Annotated in this window: 16 protein-coding genes; 6 read left to right on the top strand and 10 right to left on the bottom strand. The window is 50.9% G+C overall.

The features are described 5' to 3' along the window. The first annotated feature begins 151 nt into the window (after positions 1–151). Positions 152–1,474, top strand: coding sequence for a chromosomal replication initiator protein DnaA (gene dnaA, locus TSP01S_RS00005; protein ID WP_041075394.1), 1,323 nt, complete (start codon positions 152–154; stop codon positions 1,472–1,474). On the opposite strand, the gene TSP01S_RS00010 is transcribed toward dnaA, so the two are convergent. The 10 genes from TSP01S_RS00010 to TSP01S_RS00055 form a co-directional block, all read right to left on the bottom strand. Further along, positions 1,443–2,453 carry an NAD(P)H-dependent glycerol-3-phosphate dehydrogenase gene (locus tag TSP01S_RS00010; protein ID WP_041075396.1) on the bottom strand — a complete coding sequence of 337 codons (1,011 nt, stop codon included), beginning with the start codon at positions 2,451–2,453 and terminating at the stop codon, positions 1,443–1,445. The two genes, dnaA and TSP01S_RS00010, sit on opposite strands and share 32 nt — an antisense overlap. After that, complete coding sequence (gene trmB / locus TSP01S_RS00015) at positions 2,450–3,379, bottom strand: tRNA (guanosine(46)-N7)-methyltransferase TrmB (RefSeq protein WP_052463414.1); 930 nt, start codon at positions 3,377–3,379, stop codon at positions 2,450–2,452. The genes TSP01S_RS00010 and trmB overlap by 4 nt, the downstream gene beginning before the upstream one ends. After that, complete coding sequence (locus tag TSP01S_RS00020; RefSeq protein WP_041075398.1) at positions 3,379–4,539, bottom strand: tetratricopeptide repeat protein; 1,161 nt, start codon at positions 4,537–4,539, stop codon at positions 3,379–3,381. Before TSP01S_RS00020 ends, trmB begins: the two co-directional genes overlap by 1 nt. After that, the gene (locus TSP01S_RS00025) at positions 4,536–6,074 is read right to left on the bottom strand and encodes an NAD(P)H-hydrate dehydratase (RefSeq protein WP_331708170.1); all 1,539 of its coding nucleotides are present in this window, start codon (positions 6,072–6,074) and stop codon (positions 4,536–4,538) included. Before TSP01S_RS00025 ends, TSP01S_RS00020 begins: the two co-directional genes overlap by 4 nt. Next, positions 6,071–6,553, bottom strand: a complete 483-nt coding sequence (locus TSP01S_RS00030; protein ID WP_041075402.1) for a lytic transglycosylase domain-containing protein — start codon at positions 6,551–6,553, stop codon at positions 6,071–6,073. Before TSP01S_RS00030 ends, TSP01S_RS00025 begins: the two co-directional genes overlap by 4 nt. Positions 6,554–6,576: 23 nt before the next feature. Then, positions 6,577–7,290: a prepilin peptidase gene (locus TSP01S_RS00035; protein WP_041075404.1), complete on the bottom strand. Its 714-nt coding sequence runs from the start codon at positions 7,288–7,290 to the stop codon at positions 6,577–6,579. Continuing rightward, a complete protein-coding gene (locus tag TSP01S_RS00040; protein ID WP_041075406.1) occupies positions 7,275–8,348 on the bottom strand; it encodes a tetratricopeptide repeat protein in 1,074 nt (357 codons plus the stop codon). Before TSP01S_RS00040 ends, TSP01S_RS00035 begins: the two co-directional genes overlap by 16 nt. A gap of 320 nt (positions 8,349–8,668) precedes the next feature. Beyond that, positions 8,669–9,451, bottom strand: coding sequence for a DUF4895 domain-containing protein (locus TSP01S_RS00045; RefSeq protein ID WP_231848568.1), 783 nt, complete (start codon positions 9,449–9,451; stop codon positions 8,669–8,671). A 2-nt stretch (positions 9,452–9,453) separates the two neighbouring features. Further along, the gene (locus tag TSP01S_RS00050) at positions 9,454–10,632 is read right to left on the bottom strand and encodes a vWA domain-containing protein (RefSeq protein WP_041075410.1); all 1,179 of its coding nucleotides are present in this window, start codon (positions 10,630–10,632) and stop codon (positions 9,454–9,456) included. Continuing rightward, positions 10,629–11,693, bottom strand: coding sequence for an AAA family ATPase (locus TSP01S_RS00055; protein WP_041075412.1), 1,065 nt, complete (start codon positions 11,691–11,693; stop codon positions 10,629–10,631). The genes TSP01S_RS00050 and TSP01S_RS00055 overlap by 4 nt, the downstream gene beginning before the upstream one ends. A 141-nt stretch (positions 11,694–11,834) precedes the next feature. Between TSP01S_RS00055 and rlmN the strand changes: the two genes are divergently transcribed. Genes rlmN through rdgB form a run of 5 tightly spaced genes read left to right on the top strand, consistent with a single transcriptional unit; the run spans position 11,835 to position 15,426 of the window. Beyond that, entirely contained in the window at positions 11,835–12,848 is a 1,014-nt protein-coding gene (rlmN, locus tag TSP01S_RS00060) for a 23S rRNA (adenine(2503)-C(2))-methyltransferase RlmN (protein WP_041078201.1), read from the top strand. After that, positions 12,845–13,327, top strand: a complete 483-nt coding sequence (locus TSP01S_RS00065) for a PASTA domain-containing protein (RefSeq protein ID WP_231848569.1) — start codon at positions 12,845–12,847, stop codon at positions 13,325–13,327. The genes rlmN and TSP01S_RS00065 overlap by 4 nt, the downstream gene beginning before the upstream one ends. After that, a complete protein-coding gene (gene rsgA, locus TSP01S_RS00070; RefSeq protein WP_171816790.1) occupies positions 13,302–14,201 on the top strand; it encodes a ribosome small subunit-dependent GTPase A in 900 nt (299 codons plus the stop codon). The genes TSP01S_RS00065 and rsgA overlap by 26 nt, the downstream gene beginning before the upstream one ends. Beyond that, positions 14,198–14,854 (top strand): ribulose-phosphate 3-epimerase, encoded by a 657-nt coding sequence (gene rpe, locus TSP01S_RS00075; RefSeq protein ID WP_041075417.1) that lies wholly within the window; start codon positions 14,198–14,200, stop codon positions 14,852–14,854. The genes rsgA and rpe overlap by 4 nt, the downstream gene beginning before the upstream one ends. Then, complete coding sequence (gene rdgB / locus TSP01S_RS00080) at positions 14,842–15,426, top strand: RdgB/HAM1 family non-canonical purine NTP pyrophosphatase (RefSeq protein ID WP_041075419.1); 585 nt, start codon at positions 14,842–14,844, stop codon at positions 15,424–15,426. Before rpe ends, rdgB begins: the two co-directional genes overlap by 13 nt. Position 15,427 lies beyond the last annotated feature (1 nt).

A 15,427-nucleotide genomic window follows, 5' to 3' on the forward strand; every position in this document is an offset into this window, starting at 1 on the left:
AAAGAGGCGGACCTCCGCCTCTTTTCTTTTCCCTCTCACCCCGGTGGAAGTTTTTTAGAACATAAACAATTCTGTTCCTTGATCCACCCCATCTGCTGGATAGATAATAATAGTGCTCGCTCACTCTCTCAGACAGATTGGGGTCTCATTCATGAAAGAAAAGATCGTAGAGGCGCTCAAAGCCAAGCTGAACCGTCGAACCTGGGATAGCTGGTTCAGCACGTTCGATGTCAAAGAAATAGGGGAAAATCTTGTCGTCTTCGAGGTTGGCAATCTCTTCATAAAGGATTGGCTCGAGATGAAGTATGGTAGTCTCATAGCCCGTACGCTGAAAGAGGTCTTCAATCGCCCGATGGAGTTCAGGATAGAGCACGCACCGCTACAGAACCAGCCCGAAGAAGACGAGCGTGAGCCTTTGGTCAGGAAAAGGCCGCTCGTTCTCACCCCACTGAATCCCATCTTCACGTTCGAGAACTTCGTGGTGGGACCTGGCAACATGTTCGCTTACAGTGCCTGTTTGGAAGTTGCGAAGCATCCGGGCAAGTACAATCCTCTGTTCCTGTATGGGGGCGTGGGGCTGGGAAAAACTCACCTTCTGCAGGCCATAGGCCATTATCTGTTCAAGCACCAGCCAGAGATGAGGGTTGTCTATTTGACCAGCGAGCGGTTCTTGAACGAGCTGATAGAGGCCATCCAGAGGGGTACCGCTCAGGAATTCAGGGAGCGTTACAGAACGAAGATAGACGTGCTGTTGCTGGACGATGTACAGTTCCTCATCGGTAAGAACGGCATTCAGACTGAGCTGTTCCACACCTTCAACGAACTCCACAACGCCGGTAAACAGATCGTGATATGTTCCGACAGAGACCCGCAAATGCTCGACGGATTTCAGGATAGACTGATAAGCCGCTTCCAGATGGGTGTGGTTGTGAAGATAGAAAAACCGGACGTTGAAACCTGCTTCAAGATCGCTCAGAAGATGGTCAAACTCGAAGGAGGAGACCTGCCAGACGACGTCTTGATGCTCATCGCGGAGAAGTTCAACGACAACATGAGAAGACTGAAAGGCGCCATCGCGAAGCTCCTGATGCACAAGCAGATCTACAACGAGGATATCAACGTTTCAAAGGCGAGACAGATACTCTCGATTGAGCCAGAAACGGTGAAAAAACCCATAGAAGAAGAACTCTTCGAAGTCCTATGTACGATCTTCAACGTTACACAAGAAGAACTCAAAGGGAACAGCAGAAAGAGTAACGTTCTCATCGCTCGCCAGCTCGGTATGTACGTGGCGAAGAATTACCTCGGACTATCCCTGAGAAAGATAGCGGAGACATTCAACAAATCCCATCCCACGGTGTCCAACGCCATCGAAAGGTTCGCGCTGAATCTGAAGAACAACAAATCGCTTGAATCGGCTTTGAACAAGGTTCTTGAACACTTCAGAGGCAAAACGGCGAACCAATTGATGTGAGACTGCTCTCCACCTTCAAGGGTCTTTTCATCAACTGCTGAATGCTCAATTCTGGATTCTTCCTTTCGAACAGTATCTCGTAAACCTGTTCACATATTGGCATCTCGACGTTCAAGCTCTTCGCCAGTTTCAACAGTGGTCCTACGGTGTGAACGCCTTCCGCAACCATCTTCATCTGTGAGAGCACCGCGGACAGTTCGAACCCTTTCGCGACCATCTCACCGACATACCTGTTTCTGCTGTACGGGCTGTTGCACGTCACCACGAGATCCCCAACACCGGCGAGCCCCATGAACGTGAGAGGACTCTCCGCGCCGAACGCCAGTCCGAAGCGGGCCATCTCGTGCAGACCCCGCGTGATCAACGCGGCCTTGGCGTTGTACCATCCTCCCAATCCATCCACGACACCCGCAGCGATCGCGATAACGTTTTTGATCGCTCCGCAGACCTCCACACCGATCACATCGTGACTGATGTAAGATCTGAAATAGGAATTGCTGACAGCTTTCTGTAAGATTTCGGCCTGCCTCAAATCCTTCGATGCGATGACCACGGCTGTCGGGCGTCTGCTGGCCACTTCCACGGCATGACAGGGGCCTGAGAGCACCGCGTAGGTCGTTTCAGGCCAGATTTTGCGAACGATCTGACTTACCGTTTTCAGATCCTCGTTGATCCCCTTCGACAGATTCAGAACCACTTTCGGTGCAGGGTGTATTCTTTGCAAGATCTCTTCTGTGTGTTTCACAGGTACGGCTATAACCAGGAGATCGGAAAAATTTCGTATTTCCTCGAGATCGTTCGTCGCCCTCAGCTGATGCGGAAGCTCCATTCCTTCGAGGTATTCACTTCTGTGCTGTTCGTTGATCGAATCTGCAGTTTCAGTTCTTCTTGCCCACAAAAGAACCTCGTGACCGTTTTCGACGAGCAATTTCGCGAACGCGGTTCCCCAGCTGCCAGCACCAAGAACTGAAAATCTCAAGTGCTTATCACCTCTGCAACCTTCCTGACAGAGAACTTCACAACGAAGGTTCTGTACGCAAACGCATCTGGATCGAGCTTGACGAGCCATCCTTCAGGTTTCTTCTCGACACTGATGAAGTATCTCTGCTGGAAGTTCGACTCGCTGGAGACGATCCTCAGCAGGTATTCGTTTTCCGAGGTGTAGACATCCTTGACGACGAACACACCCCGTTCGTGCTTGAACACCTGCTCCTTCAGTCCGAGCAATTTTTGTCTGTCCACATCTTTGACGTGTACGTGTGGCACGGTTGTCTCCCCCCAGGTCCATCTCTCAACCGTTCTGTGATCGGTTTTGACAGCCCTCAACGTGTAACTCACTTTCCCTTGAGACAACCATTTTCTCTCGTAACGTGTTCCCAGCACGATGCGATCGTTTGTGAAAATGGAGACTTCCCCGAAGCATCCGTTTTCCTCCATGAGCGAGGCCATATCGCGAACGTACCATTCAACATCGCTCGTCAGATGGAACCTTCCACCCTTCTTCAGAACCGCGGCCACGGTCGTGACGAAAGCCTGGTTTGTGAACCTTCTCTCCGCGTGCGCCTTCTTGGGCCAGGGACAGGGAAAGTTTATGTAGATTTCCTGCACGGAATTGTCCTCAAAGAACTCCCTCAAACCGAAATGTCCATCAACCATGAAAACGCGAACGTTGTTCAAACCTTCAGAATGAATCTTTTTCTGGATCTTGACAATGCTCGTGAGGGACGTTTCAAAACCGATGTAGTTTCTCGAAGGATCCTGCTTGGCGAGTCCGACCAGGAATTCCCCATTACCAAAACCGAGCTCAACTACGAGCTCGGCTTCTCTGTTGAACAAACTTTCCCAATCTATTGGAAGCGGCAGCTTTCTCGCGTCGATACAGTAGGAAAAGACTCCAAGATCCATCACTCAATTTTACTCAGAAAATATCTGGCGTGTGGTGCGTAGAGACTCTCTGGATACCTTCGCAGAAAGTCTTCAAACGTTTTCTTCGCTTCATCCTTTTTGCCTGCAGAGTAATAGCTCAGCGCCATGTAGTAATACACATCGTCCTTGAAGTAAACCTCATCGCCCAGCTGGTCAAAAAGGTTTTTGAGAATCTCTGCAGCATCCAGATAATAGCCCCTCTTGTAAAGATCGTATCCGAACAACCAGAACGAACGCGCTGTGTTGAGATCGAACTTCGAATGCACGCTGTACTGAGCTTTTTCGTTGGCCGCACCTGTACCAGCCAGCCGATCGATTCGTCCCGATAATTGCCTGATTTCGTTCATGATTTCATCGCTCTTCTGTTCGCCAGACTGAATCCTCGCAACGATGTCGTTCACGCTGAGCTTCAGTTCCACGAGACTCTGCGACAGCTCGAGCTGTGTCTTTGACATCCCTTCAAATTTCGATTCTAAGCTCGTCAGGCTCTCGGCCAACCGATTCGATGTTTCTCCCAATCTTTCAACCTTTTCGGAAACGGGTGATATCTGTTCCTTCACGACCGCCTCGATCGCAGCCTTGCTGGGTCCTGAACGTAACAGTCCAACGACGCTGAAAACCAACGTAGCACAGATGAGGACTAAGATGACGAGATCGAAAGATCTTTTCTGTGTCCCCTCCACCCTCCTTGAGAGGGATGGATGCGACGCATCGAGCTTCCTCAGGAGCTCTTCGAAGATCTTCTCGCGCGCTTTGTCCCCCTTCCTGCGAGCAAGCTCCAGTTTCAGTGCAACGACTTCTACCAGCTCCGGATAAGACTTGGAAACGGCCTCCAGGATCGCCATCGCACCTTCAAGGTTCGCCCTGTCCATCTCTTCGAACGAGTCTTTGACGTCTTCTTTGTAGTTCTCCCTCACCCTCTCTTGAGCAGTTTTGTAGAGCGTCTTGTACTCTTCCTTCTTTTCCTCGCTCAAACGCTCGTAAATTTTTAAAACAGCCATCCAGTTTCCAGACGCAGCCTCGAGTTCGAGCAGAAGGTGAGGATAATCGTCATGAAAGATACTCAGAACTCCCCTGGCGCGTGAAAGTTGATTTTCCCTGATCAGATCCCTCACCAATCTTTCAACGGCGTCACTCATCTGGCCACCTCCTCAATGGCGTACGGTATGAGATCCGGCAGCTCGCTGACGAGCATCGTACCTTCACTCGCGTTGTACTTTTCACTCGCAAGACCGTGAATGTAAACGCCAAGGATGCTCGCTTCCAGCGGTGTTACACCTTGAGCGAGAAAGCCACCGATCACGCCGGCAAGGACATCGCCACTACCCGCCTTGGCGAGCGAAGTGTTTCCTGTAAGATTGTAATACGTGTTCTTCCCATCTGTGACGATCGTCGTTGCTCCTTTGAGCACCAGAATGACACCATAACGATGCGCAAACTGCTCGGCCAGCACGTAGTTGTATCTAACCTGTTCGACAGGTTGCTTCACTAAACGGGCAAACTCTCCAGGATGCGGTGTCATGACGATGGGTGCGCTCAGTGAACCGAGGACGCTCAGATCGCGTGAAAGACAGTTCAAACCGTCCGCATCGATCAGGATAGGCTTTTCAACCTGTTTCAAGAAGTTCACAACGAACTCGCACACGCTCGGCTCGTCGGTCAAGCCCGGTCCCAGTACGATCGCATCCGATTCCTGTGCGAGTTTCAACGCCGTGTCGATGTCCTTCGGTGAGAAACTGTCAGCCTCGATAGCCGTGAACACCAATCCAGGTTCCCGACCAACCGCGAGTTTCCCGACTTCTTCACAGCTGAGCAGCCTCACGTAACCACACCCTGCCCTCAGTGCCCCCAGGCACGTGAGCACAGGGGCGCCGAGATACCGACGAGAACCCGCTATTACGAGCAGACTACCGAAGGTTTTCTTGTGAGAATCTTTCTTTCTCTCCGGCAGGATCTTCTTCACCATTCCCTTGGTGACGATGTTCCTCCTCAGGTTCATGGACTCACAAAGGACTCTGGGTATCCCTATGCTCGCGACCTTCAACTTACCGGTGAGTTCCCTTCCGGGAAACAGCACGTGGCAAGGCTTTGGAAACGCGAACGTAACGGTCAGATTCGCCCTGACGGCCATACCGAGCACCTTTCCTGTATCGCACTCCACGCCGGAAGGGAGATCTACAGAGACAACGTAACTCGCGTACAGGTTCACGAGCTTTATAACGTCCAGAATCGGGTTTTTCACCTCACCACGTGTGCCGGTACCGAGCAGGGCATCTATCACTACATCGCTCTCCTTGATCAACTCAGCCAGGCCGTCAAGATCGATGTCTACCCCTAACTTCTTGATATCGACGCCGAGTGACTTCAACCTCTCAAAATTTTCGCGAGTCAGGCTGGTCATCTTTTCCTCTTCGCCCACAACCACACAGCTGACCATGTCGGTGTGGTCCAGCAAATTCCTCGCCACGACCAGGCCATCGCCGCCGTTGTTACCGGTCCCACACAGCACCAAGAAAGATCTGTTGGAAAGCTCGCCGAACTCCTGCTCGAGCGCTAAGACCACCGCGAGCCCTGCACGTTCCATGAGAAAAGATGCCGGAATCTTGAACGACTCTTCCGTCAGGCGTTCAAGTGTCTTCATCTCTTCGGAGCTGATGACTTTCAAGTGTCTCACCTCAACCAGAAATACAGGATCTTGTAAACTCTGTAGTAATTCATAACCTTCTTAACGTAAGCGGCGGCTTCACGTTCAAACTCTCCCACCCTGGATGGTCCAACGTAGTAGGCCGCCAGCGCCTTTTCAAGATCACCATTGTACAGGTTCAGCAGATAGCTCAAATAGAGCAAACCAAAAGTGATGTTGTCTTCAACCCGGTGAATGTCTCCTTCCAGCTTGAACCTCTCTTTCAACCAGGAGAACGTTGAAGGCATCAGCTGCATCAATCCCACAGCGCCAGCCGGAGAAACTGCGTCTTCCCGAAAACCGCTTTCAACCTTTATCAATGCCATGACGAGCAAAGGATCGATCCCCTGAGCTTCTCTGACCACTGTATTGTAATACCTTATGGGGAACAGTTTGTAAAGCACAAGGATCGAAACAAACACTGAAAAGATAAAGAAGGCAAGAAAGTATTTGAGGCTCGATTTCTCCATCGCTGACCCCCTTCAGAACACCCTTACACGAGTGAGTTCACCAGCAAGATCGCGTACCCAGCCGGTGCCAGAAAGGTTCCGAAGGGAATCTTCTGTTTCGGATCGAGTCTTCCTTTTCCCTTCACGAGTGCGTAGATTATGGCGGACACCGATGACGCCAAGAGCACGTAGAAAGATTCGATGAACCCCACTCCTATTCCTATCGCTCCTATCAGGACTACGTCTCCTTCCCCCATTCCTCCTCTGTAAACGATCCCAAGCAGCCACAGAAGAAACATCGCTGCAGCGGCTCCGACAGCGTTCCAGACAGGGAAACCCTTCATCCACCATACCAGAAAACCTGCAACCCAGCTGAGAACGAGTGTCACGTCGGGTATGGCTAAGAATTCGAAATCGATGCAACTCATCACTATGGCACAGGAGGCGAACAGACATAAAGAGAGATAGACCACCAAATTCGGTACGAAAGAGTTGGCCAGATAAGCCAGGGCACTCACCGTTTCGACCAGAGGATACCTGACACTTATTGAAGAACCGCAGTTTCTGCACTTTCCTCTCAGAATGAAATAACTGAGGATAGGTATGTTGTCGTACCACGCGATCTGTGCGCCACACTTCGGACAGATCGACCTTGCAGGCTTAAGAATGCTCAAATGACTCCTCGGCAGTCTGTATATCACCACGTTCAGGAAACTCCCTATGATCGCTCCCAGCACGAAGTTCAAAAGATGCCACAAGTGCGCATCTCCTCCTCGTTCATGAACTCTGACAAGAATTCCCTATTACCGTACAGGAACCACGGGCTGTGATCTTTGACCTCGAGGAACGCCTGCCTGGCTTTCTCCAGCTTTCCTTGTTTCAAATCACAGAGCGCGGACAGCAGTTTCACATAAGGCTTCATTCTTTCTGTGTCTGGCAGCAGGTTCAGAAATTCCTGGACACGCTGGTAGTTACCGTGTTTCAGCTGAACTCTGGCCCACGGTTCGATATCCTCCGCACGGGTCGGCCTCGTTTCAAGGATCCTCTGTTCGATACGTTGTGCGTCTTCATGCCTTCCGGCATCCCTGTAAGCCTGAGCGAGCTGGAACATCGCCACGATACTTTCAGGATCTCTCTTCAACAGTCTTTCTAAAACGTCGCAGACTTTGTCGTAAGCTTTGATCTTCCTGTATGCATCCGCGAGCATGAAGTAGGTGAGTCTGTTGTCCGGCGCGTACTCGATCTCCCTTTCCCAGTAGGAAGCCGCTCTCAGGTAATCTCCACTGTTGTAATACGCCTCTCCAAGCGAAGCGTAAGCCGGTACCAGCCACGGATCGATCTCGATCGCTTTGTCCAAATACTTGATACCCTGCTCTATTTCTCCCTTCTCGATGAGAAGAGAACCGTAAAGTTCGTAGGCGGGAGCATAATTCTTGTCTACCTCCAGCATGTACCTGACCACTTTGAAAGCTTCCTCGTGCAAATCTCCGTCGGCGTAGTCCAGTGCCAGATCGTAAAGTCCCGCCAGCGAGGCATGAACGAAATCCTTTGGCAATATGTTCTTCTCCTCGAACCAATGTTTCAGCTCATCGAAGCACACAGGTTCGTATATGATCTCGTTCAGCGATACCACGTTCTCCTCGATGAAAATGCACTTCTCGATCTCTTCGATTATGTCCTTTTTCTCCTTCAAATCCTGCATCATCGTGTGCCAGTCTCCATCGTAGAACAGATCCCTCACCATCACCACCAGGGGTGTATCAGTGGTGATTTCGATGTTTCTGTCACGAATGATGAGATCGATGACTCGTCCCACCGAACCACTCCCTTGAAATCTTTGCTTTACCTCTACTTCACATTATAACCCATGCTTTCAAGATTTCACACCCCAAGAAATATGAATGTGCGGATCATGTACCCCGATTGAGCATCTTTTTCGAACCGATCTGATGGCAAATTAAAGGATCGCAGAAGAAATACATGTTACACCACGCAACACAGTAGAAAAGCGAGGATTAAGGGACTGAAAAACGCCTCAGGGAGATGTTATCATGGAAGTGAAAGCGCGGACGGCCACCAGCAACCTCTACCCATACAAGCACCTTCTCACACGTTGGGGGGCGTTGCCCCCGTTTTTTAAATACTTTTTATCACACACCGATAAGCTTCCATCAATTTCTTTGAAAACTCGTGGCAAAAGTCTTTCACATCGAAACCAGAGAACAACCTTTCGTACTCGATGCAAACGCTCGTCAGAACAGGTGAAGTGAAATTGATGCTCTGATACTTCGCCTTGCACGCGAATCTGTATTTAGATTTGAGCAGTTGCGCGATTTCCGCGAGCAAGGGAACGTGCGATCTATCCACATCCTCTGGCGCTCTCAACAAACACAGGATCCCCTCATCCAGCAGGCGAACCGTCACCAGGTCTATCGAAGCGTTGTTCAAAGACAGCAGCTGTCTGTAGATAGATTCATCAACGAGTTCCGCGAAAGACAGTTTTCTCTCTCCATAAATCTTCTCCTTGAAGATCTCCTTACCGAGAAAATCTTCATCGCCCACACCGCAGATCATCTTGAAATCGAACGGGAGCCTCACGATGCCGCATCTGTGAAAAGCTGGGCTGACCGAGAACAAACGTTCGTAAACGTCTTCAACTTCCACTCGCGACTTCAACGAATATATCGGTAAATTCTTCTCGAAGGGATTCACGATCGACAAACCCGCCGTTCTTCTTCCAAGATGGTCCACGGCCACGAAAAGGTGAAAATTCTCTGATCTTCCAGCAGAGAAAAGCACCACGTGCCTGTGGTACTGGTCCAACTTCTCCTTGAAGGCTTCCATCTGAACCAGGAAATCGCCGACCTCGATCCTTTCGAACACCCTTTTCAATTCGTTCGCAACACTGGCTGGCCCCACGCTCACCAATCCAGAACCACCACGCTCGAACGTCCGTACGTCTCGCGTGCCTGCATCAAGAACTCGTCGCTGTGATATTTGGACAGAACGAAGAGAACTCTCCTTCTCACCTTTGGAAGGTCCGCATACCCGTCCGTGAAGATCACCAGCCCCTCGGGCCTGTAGTTGTGCTCGAGGTAATCCACGGCAGGTTGAAGGTCCGTCTCTCCACCACCGACGATCTGCAAGTTCCTCCACATGCCCCTGGAGTAGTTCACTTTCAAATTCACCGCTCTGTCGACCTGCACGAGCACCAGACTCGTGTCCACGTAGCGTGACAGCGCCTCTATCTCGGTGAAGAAGGCATCCAACTCTTCCTGAACTATGCTACCACTCGTGTCGACGATGAGCCCGAGCCTGGCCGCACGTTCCACTTTCCAGCCTGGCTGATCCTCGTAACGCCTGTTCGGTTTCAGAGGGGTCATGTACCTCTCACCGTATTCGGAAACGCCGGCGAACCGCCTGAGAGTGTCTCGCCAGTTCAAAACAGGTTTGAGAATGGAAAGTTCCACCATCCTCCTCACACCCGAGGGCAGTTCCCTGCCGTAAAGGTTGAAAGCCTTGGAGAGCATGCTTTGACTCAACTCGAGCATCATGTCCACGTTGTCGCACGTGCGCATCTGCTGGTGAGAATCCAGACTGCTTTCTCGCAGTTCTGCAACGACCAGAACATCGAACTTGCCGAGTCTTTCCATCTCCTGCAGGATCCAGTTGTGGTATTCTTCTGCGGACCTGTCTGGCATCCAGTCGGGAGGGAGAACGAAGAGGTTCTCGTTGTCCACACCGTGACCTTCTTCGACGAGCAGGTTCAGAGGGACACCGAACGCGGCCAGCTCCGGGATGTGCTGATTGATGGCGGCATCCATCGCCAAGTCCCATATGGCCCTGTCCCGATCGTCCTTCGGTTTGATGAGAAAATGCAGGTTTATCAAATGCATGAGCTGGTGGAGCAGGAAAGCCTCAACGAACTGCTCGGACTTTCGCTCGATCCAGCGCGGGTTGTAAACGATGGTGAATCTGCCGTTTTTGAAAGACAGATAGAGCTTCTCCGCTTCGAGTGAAGGCTGAACCGACATGTTCAGAAGCAGGTACATGTAGAAAGGGGAACGTCTGGCGAGGTTGATGAAAATCTTTTCGATCATAGATCCTTCAGCGCCGCCCTCGTGTTGTCAAGGTTTGAGAGCCTTTCGAGCAGTTTTTCGAAGAATTCGGAGTTACGCTCGTCCTTGTTCGCCCTGTCCACGATGAACCTCACCAACGCATAGAAAGAGTCCTTCGGCAGTATCGAAGCGAGTCTATCTATATTCTGAGCCACCCTCGAAACGTGTGCGATCAGAAGTTCTGCTTCCTCACTGCTCAATTTGGAGAAGTAGTCTATCAGTCTGAGGATCAACGAGTTGGATCTGTCGAGATCGCTCTTGTAAACTTCCTCAACACCTTCGAGCAGAACCTTGCGCGGCATGGGTACAGATTCGGACCTTTTGAACTCGATGAAGGCCTTCGCCGCCTCGGCACCCACTATCGCCGATGCGAGTGTGTAGCCGTACTTTTCGATCTCCTCTTCCGACATGTATTTCAAAACCTTGCTGAGCTTGTACCAGCTCCTCGGGCTCGGTCTCAGCTCGGCTCGAAGGGACAACGGATTGCTCGCATAAAGGAACTCTGGATAGTTCGTGATGAACTCCAACACCTTCGAGTCGACACCGTTGAGTTGCGCCCACTCTCTCCATTCCTCCACCGTGGGGTTCACGTAAAGGACGAAGAAGCGCGACAGAAAGGCTGGATCCGTTATGAGGTCGGCCTGGTCGTACTCTTCGTCTGGCGGGTTCATCGTGGCCATGATCCAGACTCCGTCCGGTAGAACATGGTTGTGAATGCGCCTGTCTATAAGGAGCTGCATGATCGCGTTCCTTATCGATCTGTGAGCGCGGTTTATCTCATCCAGAACTATCAGATAATCCCCGTTCTCCGGCCACCAGTCTGGTTTCAGGAAACTCGTTCTGTCTTCTTGCTTCGAAGGAAGTCCTATGAGGTCTCCGGGCTCCATCTGTGAGAGGACCAATACGACGATCTTCCTGTTCGTCTCGGCGGCGATCTGTCTGGCCACGTCAGTTTTACCAACGCCGAAATGTCCAACGAGCAGGGGAACTTCTCCCGCCTGCATGATCTTCTTGCACAAAAACTTTGCTTCGTTCACCGTCAAATTCATCACTCCCGATCACAAGATTATAGAACAACTACGAGAGGCTTTTTTGTGTTCAAAACACCATCGAACAAAATTCATCCAGAGTTCTTCCACGCAGTCTATAATCATTGTTGAGGTGAGAGTTTGAACCTGCTCGAGATGAGTTACGATGAAGTGGTCAATGCCGTAACCCAGATGGGCCTTGAAAGGTATCGTGCAGATCAACTGCTCGACTGGGTCTACAAAAAACGTGTCTTCACCTTCGAGGCCATGACGAACCTATCCAAAGAACACAGGGCCCTGTTCAGGGAGAAGTTCACCATAAGATTGCCCAAACTGCTCGAAAAGAGAGTGTCGAAGATAGACAAAACGACAAAGTTTCTGTACGAACTCGAGGACGGCAACACCATCGAGTCGGTCCTTCTGTTCCACGAAGGGTACGCCACCGCGTGCATCTCCACGCAGGTGGGTTGTCCCATAAAGTGCACCTTCTGTGCCACGGGTCAGAGCGGTTTCGTGAGGAATCTGACCGTGGATGAGATCGTGGGACAGGTCCTCGCGGTAGAGAACGATTCTGGAAGAAACGTCAGAAACATCGTTTACATGGGCATGGGAGAACCGTTCCTGAACTACGACAACGTGGTGAAGAGCATCAGGATGTTGATACATCCGAAGATGAAGGACGTCGGAGTTCGCAGGATCACGGTCAGCACGGTGGGTATCCCGGACAAGATAGTGAAGTTCGCCGAAGAGGGGCTCGACGTTCGACTCGCCATATCGCTTCACGCGGCGAGCAACGAAAAACGGGACGCGATCGTCCCCATCAACAGAAAGTATTCCATCGAAGAAATACTGCACGCGGTCAAGATATACCAGGAGAAAACTGGCAGGCGTGTCACGATCGAGTACATACTCATAAAAGAGTTCAACGATTTCGACGAGGACGCGCGAAGGCTCGCGAAGCTCCTGAAAGATCTGAAAGTGTATGTCAATTTGATTCCCGTTAACCCCACGATGGCCGGCTTCGAAAAACCATCCCGATGGAAGATGACGAGGTTCAAAGAGATTCTCCTCGAGAACGGGATCGAAGCAGAACTAAGGCAGGAGAAAGGAGCGGACATCGAAGCGGCATGCGGTCAGCTCAGGCTCAGAAAACTTCAAGCAAAGTCTTGAGAAACATCCTCAATTTCACCGTCTTCTTGTTCATCGGTTCCTTCCTCGGTGCACTGGCTTTCTTCATCTTCTTCTGGATCAGGCCGGCACAGACGGTCGTTCCCAACGTGGCCGGCACGAGTGTTGAACAAGCGAGGAAGATGCTCGAAAACGCTGGCTTGAAGGTCGGTCAAGTCCATGGGGAAGGGACCGTTCAATTCACCGTTCCGCAGGCGCAGAGTAAAGTGCGAAAAGGCAGAACGGTGAATCTGTTCTGTGAAGAACCGCGCAAATTTGTGGTACCGAATCTGGTCGGGGTACCGAGAGAAACGGCCGAAACCATATTGCGGGGTATGGGTTTTAAAGTTAGAATAGTTCAAATGCCCTTCAAGGGCGTGGATGGTAGAGTGATGGGCATACACCCACCGCCAGGCAGCGAGTTGAAAAAGGGTGAGGAAGTCTCCATTCTCATAGATGTGGGTGAACCGGGGAGGGATTGACATCAGGAACAGAGGCATAGTGGTCAAATTCATGTCGAACGCTCTGCTCGTGGAAGACATCAACACCAAAGAGAGGATAAGGTGTGTGCTGAGAGGAAGGTTCAGACTGTCGAACCTCAAACCGGTCGTCGGAGACATCGTCGAATACGTGCGCGTACACGACACGGGCGTGGTGGAGTCCATACTGAAGAGGAAGAACGAACTTCCAAAACCTAAAATCGCGAACGTGGATCAGGTGGTCTGCGTCTACACGTTGAAGAGACCTGAAGTTCCACTGCTCGTACTCGACAAACTCCTTGTGCTCGTCGAGGAAGCGAACCTGAACGCACTCATCGTTCTCAACAAGATAGACTTGCTCGGCGAGGAAGATGAGGAGAGGAAAAGATATTTTCTGGAAACGTATTCAAAATTGTATCCCGTGGTGATGACGAGTGCCAAGACCAAGGAAGGCATAGACAAACTCGTGGAACATTTCAAAGATAAAGTTTCTGTCTTCGCGGGGCTTTCCGGTGTCGGTAAGAGCAGTCTGCTCAACGTCATCTGCCCGGGTGCCAATTTGAGGACGCAGGAAGTTTCAGAAAAGCTCGAGCGTGGTCGGCACACCACCACGGCCGCCGAACTGCTACACCTTCCCTTCGGTGGTCTGGTCGCCGACACACCCGGTTTTTCACTGATAGAGATCGATCACATAAGACCGGACAAGTTGAAGTACTACTTCAAAGAAATCAGAGAGCACGGAAACTGCCTCTTCAAGGACTGCAACCATGTGGATGAACCGGGATGCAGGATAAAGGAACTCGTCGAAGAAGGTGTGATAGCCAGAACCCGCTACGAAAACTACCTTGAAATGTTCAGGGAAGTGAGCAAAGGATGAGGATGATTTCTGCTTCCATCCTCGCCTGCGATCTTTCAAGGCTCGCCGAAGAAATCAGGAGGGTTCAACCCTACGTGGACATGATCCATCTCGATGTGATGGATGGCGTGTTCGTGCCGAACATCACTTTCGGTTTTCCACTGCTGGAAGCGGTCAAATCCTGCACGAACTTGCCGATAGACGTTCATCTGATGATCATCGATGCAGACAAATACGTAGAAAGTTTCGCCAGATCTGGGGCATCGTGGATCGGGGTTCACTACGAAGCGTGTGTGCACCTCCATCGCACAGTACAGAAGATAAAGGAAAACGGTGCAAGAGCGTACGCGGTTCTCAATCCGCACACGCCCGTGGAGGTACTCACGGACATCCTTGTGGAACTCGACGGCGTGCTCGTGATGACGGTCAATCCCGGTTTTTCGGGTCAGAAGTTCATAGAGTGGACCGTTGAGAAGATCAAACGGCTCAGGCGCATGATAGATGAAAGGTCGCTGGATGTGAAGATCATGGTCGATGGCGGTGTTAACGAAGAAACGATGGAAAAAGTTGTCTGCGCCGGTGCCGAAATACTCGTCATGGGTTATGGCATATTCAGAAATCCAGATCCAGCTTCGGTGAGAAAGATGCTGGAGGGGATCGAATGCTCCTGTTAGCGACCAGGAACGAACACAAAGTCGAAGAAATCAGGAGGTTCGTCCCTGAAGGTGTAAAGATCGTCACGCTGAAGGATCTCTGTATTAAAGCTGAAGCCGAAGAAGATGGAGAAACTTTCACGGAGAACGCCGTAAAGAAAGCGATGTTTTATGCAAGAAAAGCGAATCTTCCAACGATCGCTGACGATTCTGGTCTGGTGATAGATGCACTCAACGGATTTCCAGGCGTTCATTCTGCGAGGTTCATGCCGAAAGCCAGTTACGAAGAAAAGATGAGGTTCATCCTGAAGATGCTCGAAGGTAAGACTGATAGAACCGCACGATTCGTCTGCGCCGCTGCTTACTACGATCCTGTTGGAAAGCTGCTGGTCTGCACAGAAGGGATCGTCGAAGGGCACATAAGTGAGGAGATACGTGGAAAATATGGTTTCGGTTACGATCCGATCTTCATCCCAGAAGGTTTTGCTCAAACGTTCGGAGAACTCGGCCAGGAGAAGCATAACGTGAGCCACAGGTACAGGGCGTTTTCGAAGCTCTTTTCGTTGCTGAATGATATAATCTTAGCTAAGTAGC

It is taken from the genome of Thermotoga caldifontis AZM44c09 (assembly GCF_000828655.1).
Taxonomy (GTDB): Bacteria; Thermotogota; Thermotogae; order Thermotogales; family DSM-5069; genus Pseudothermotoga_A; species Pseudothermotoga_A caldifontis.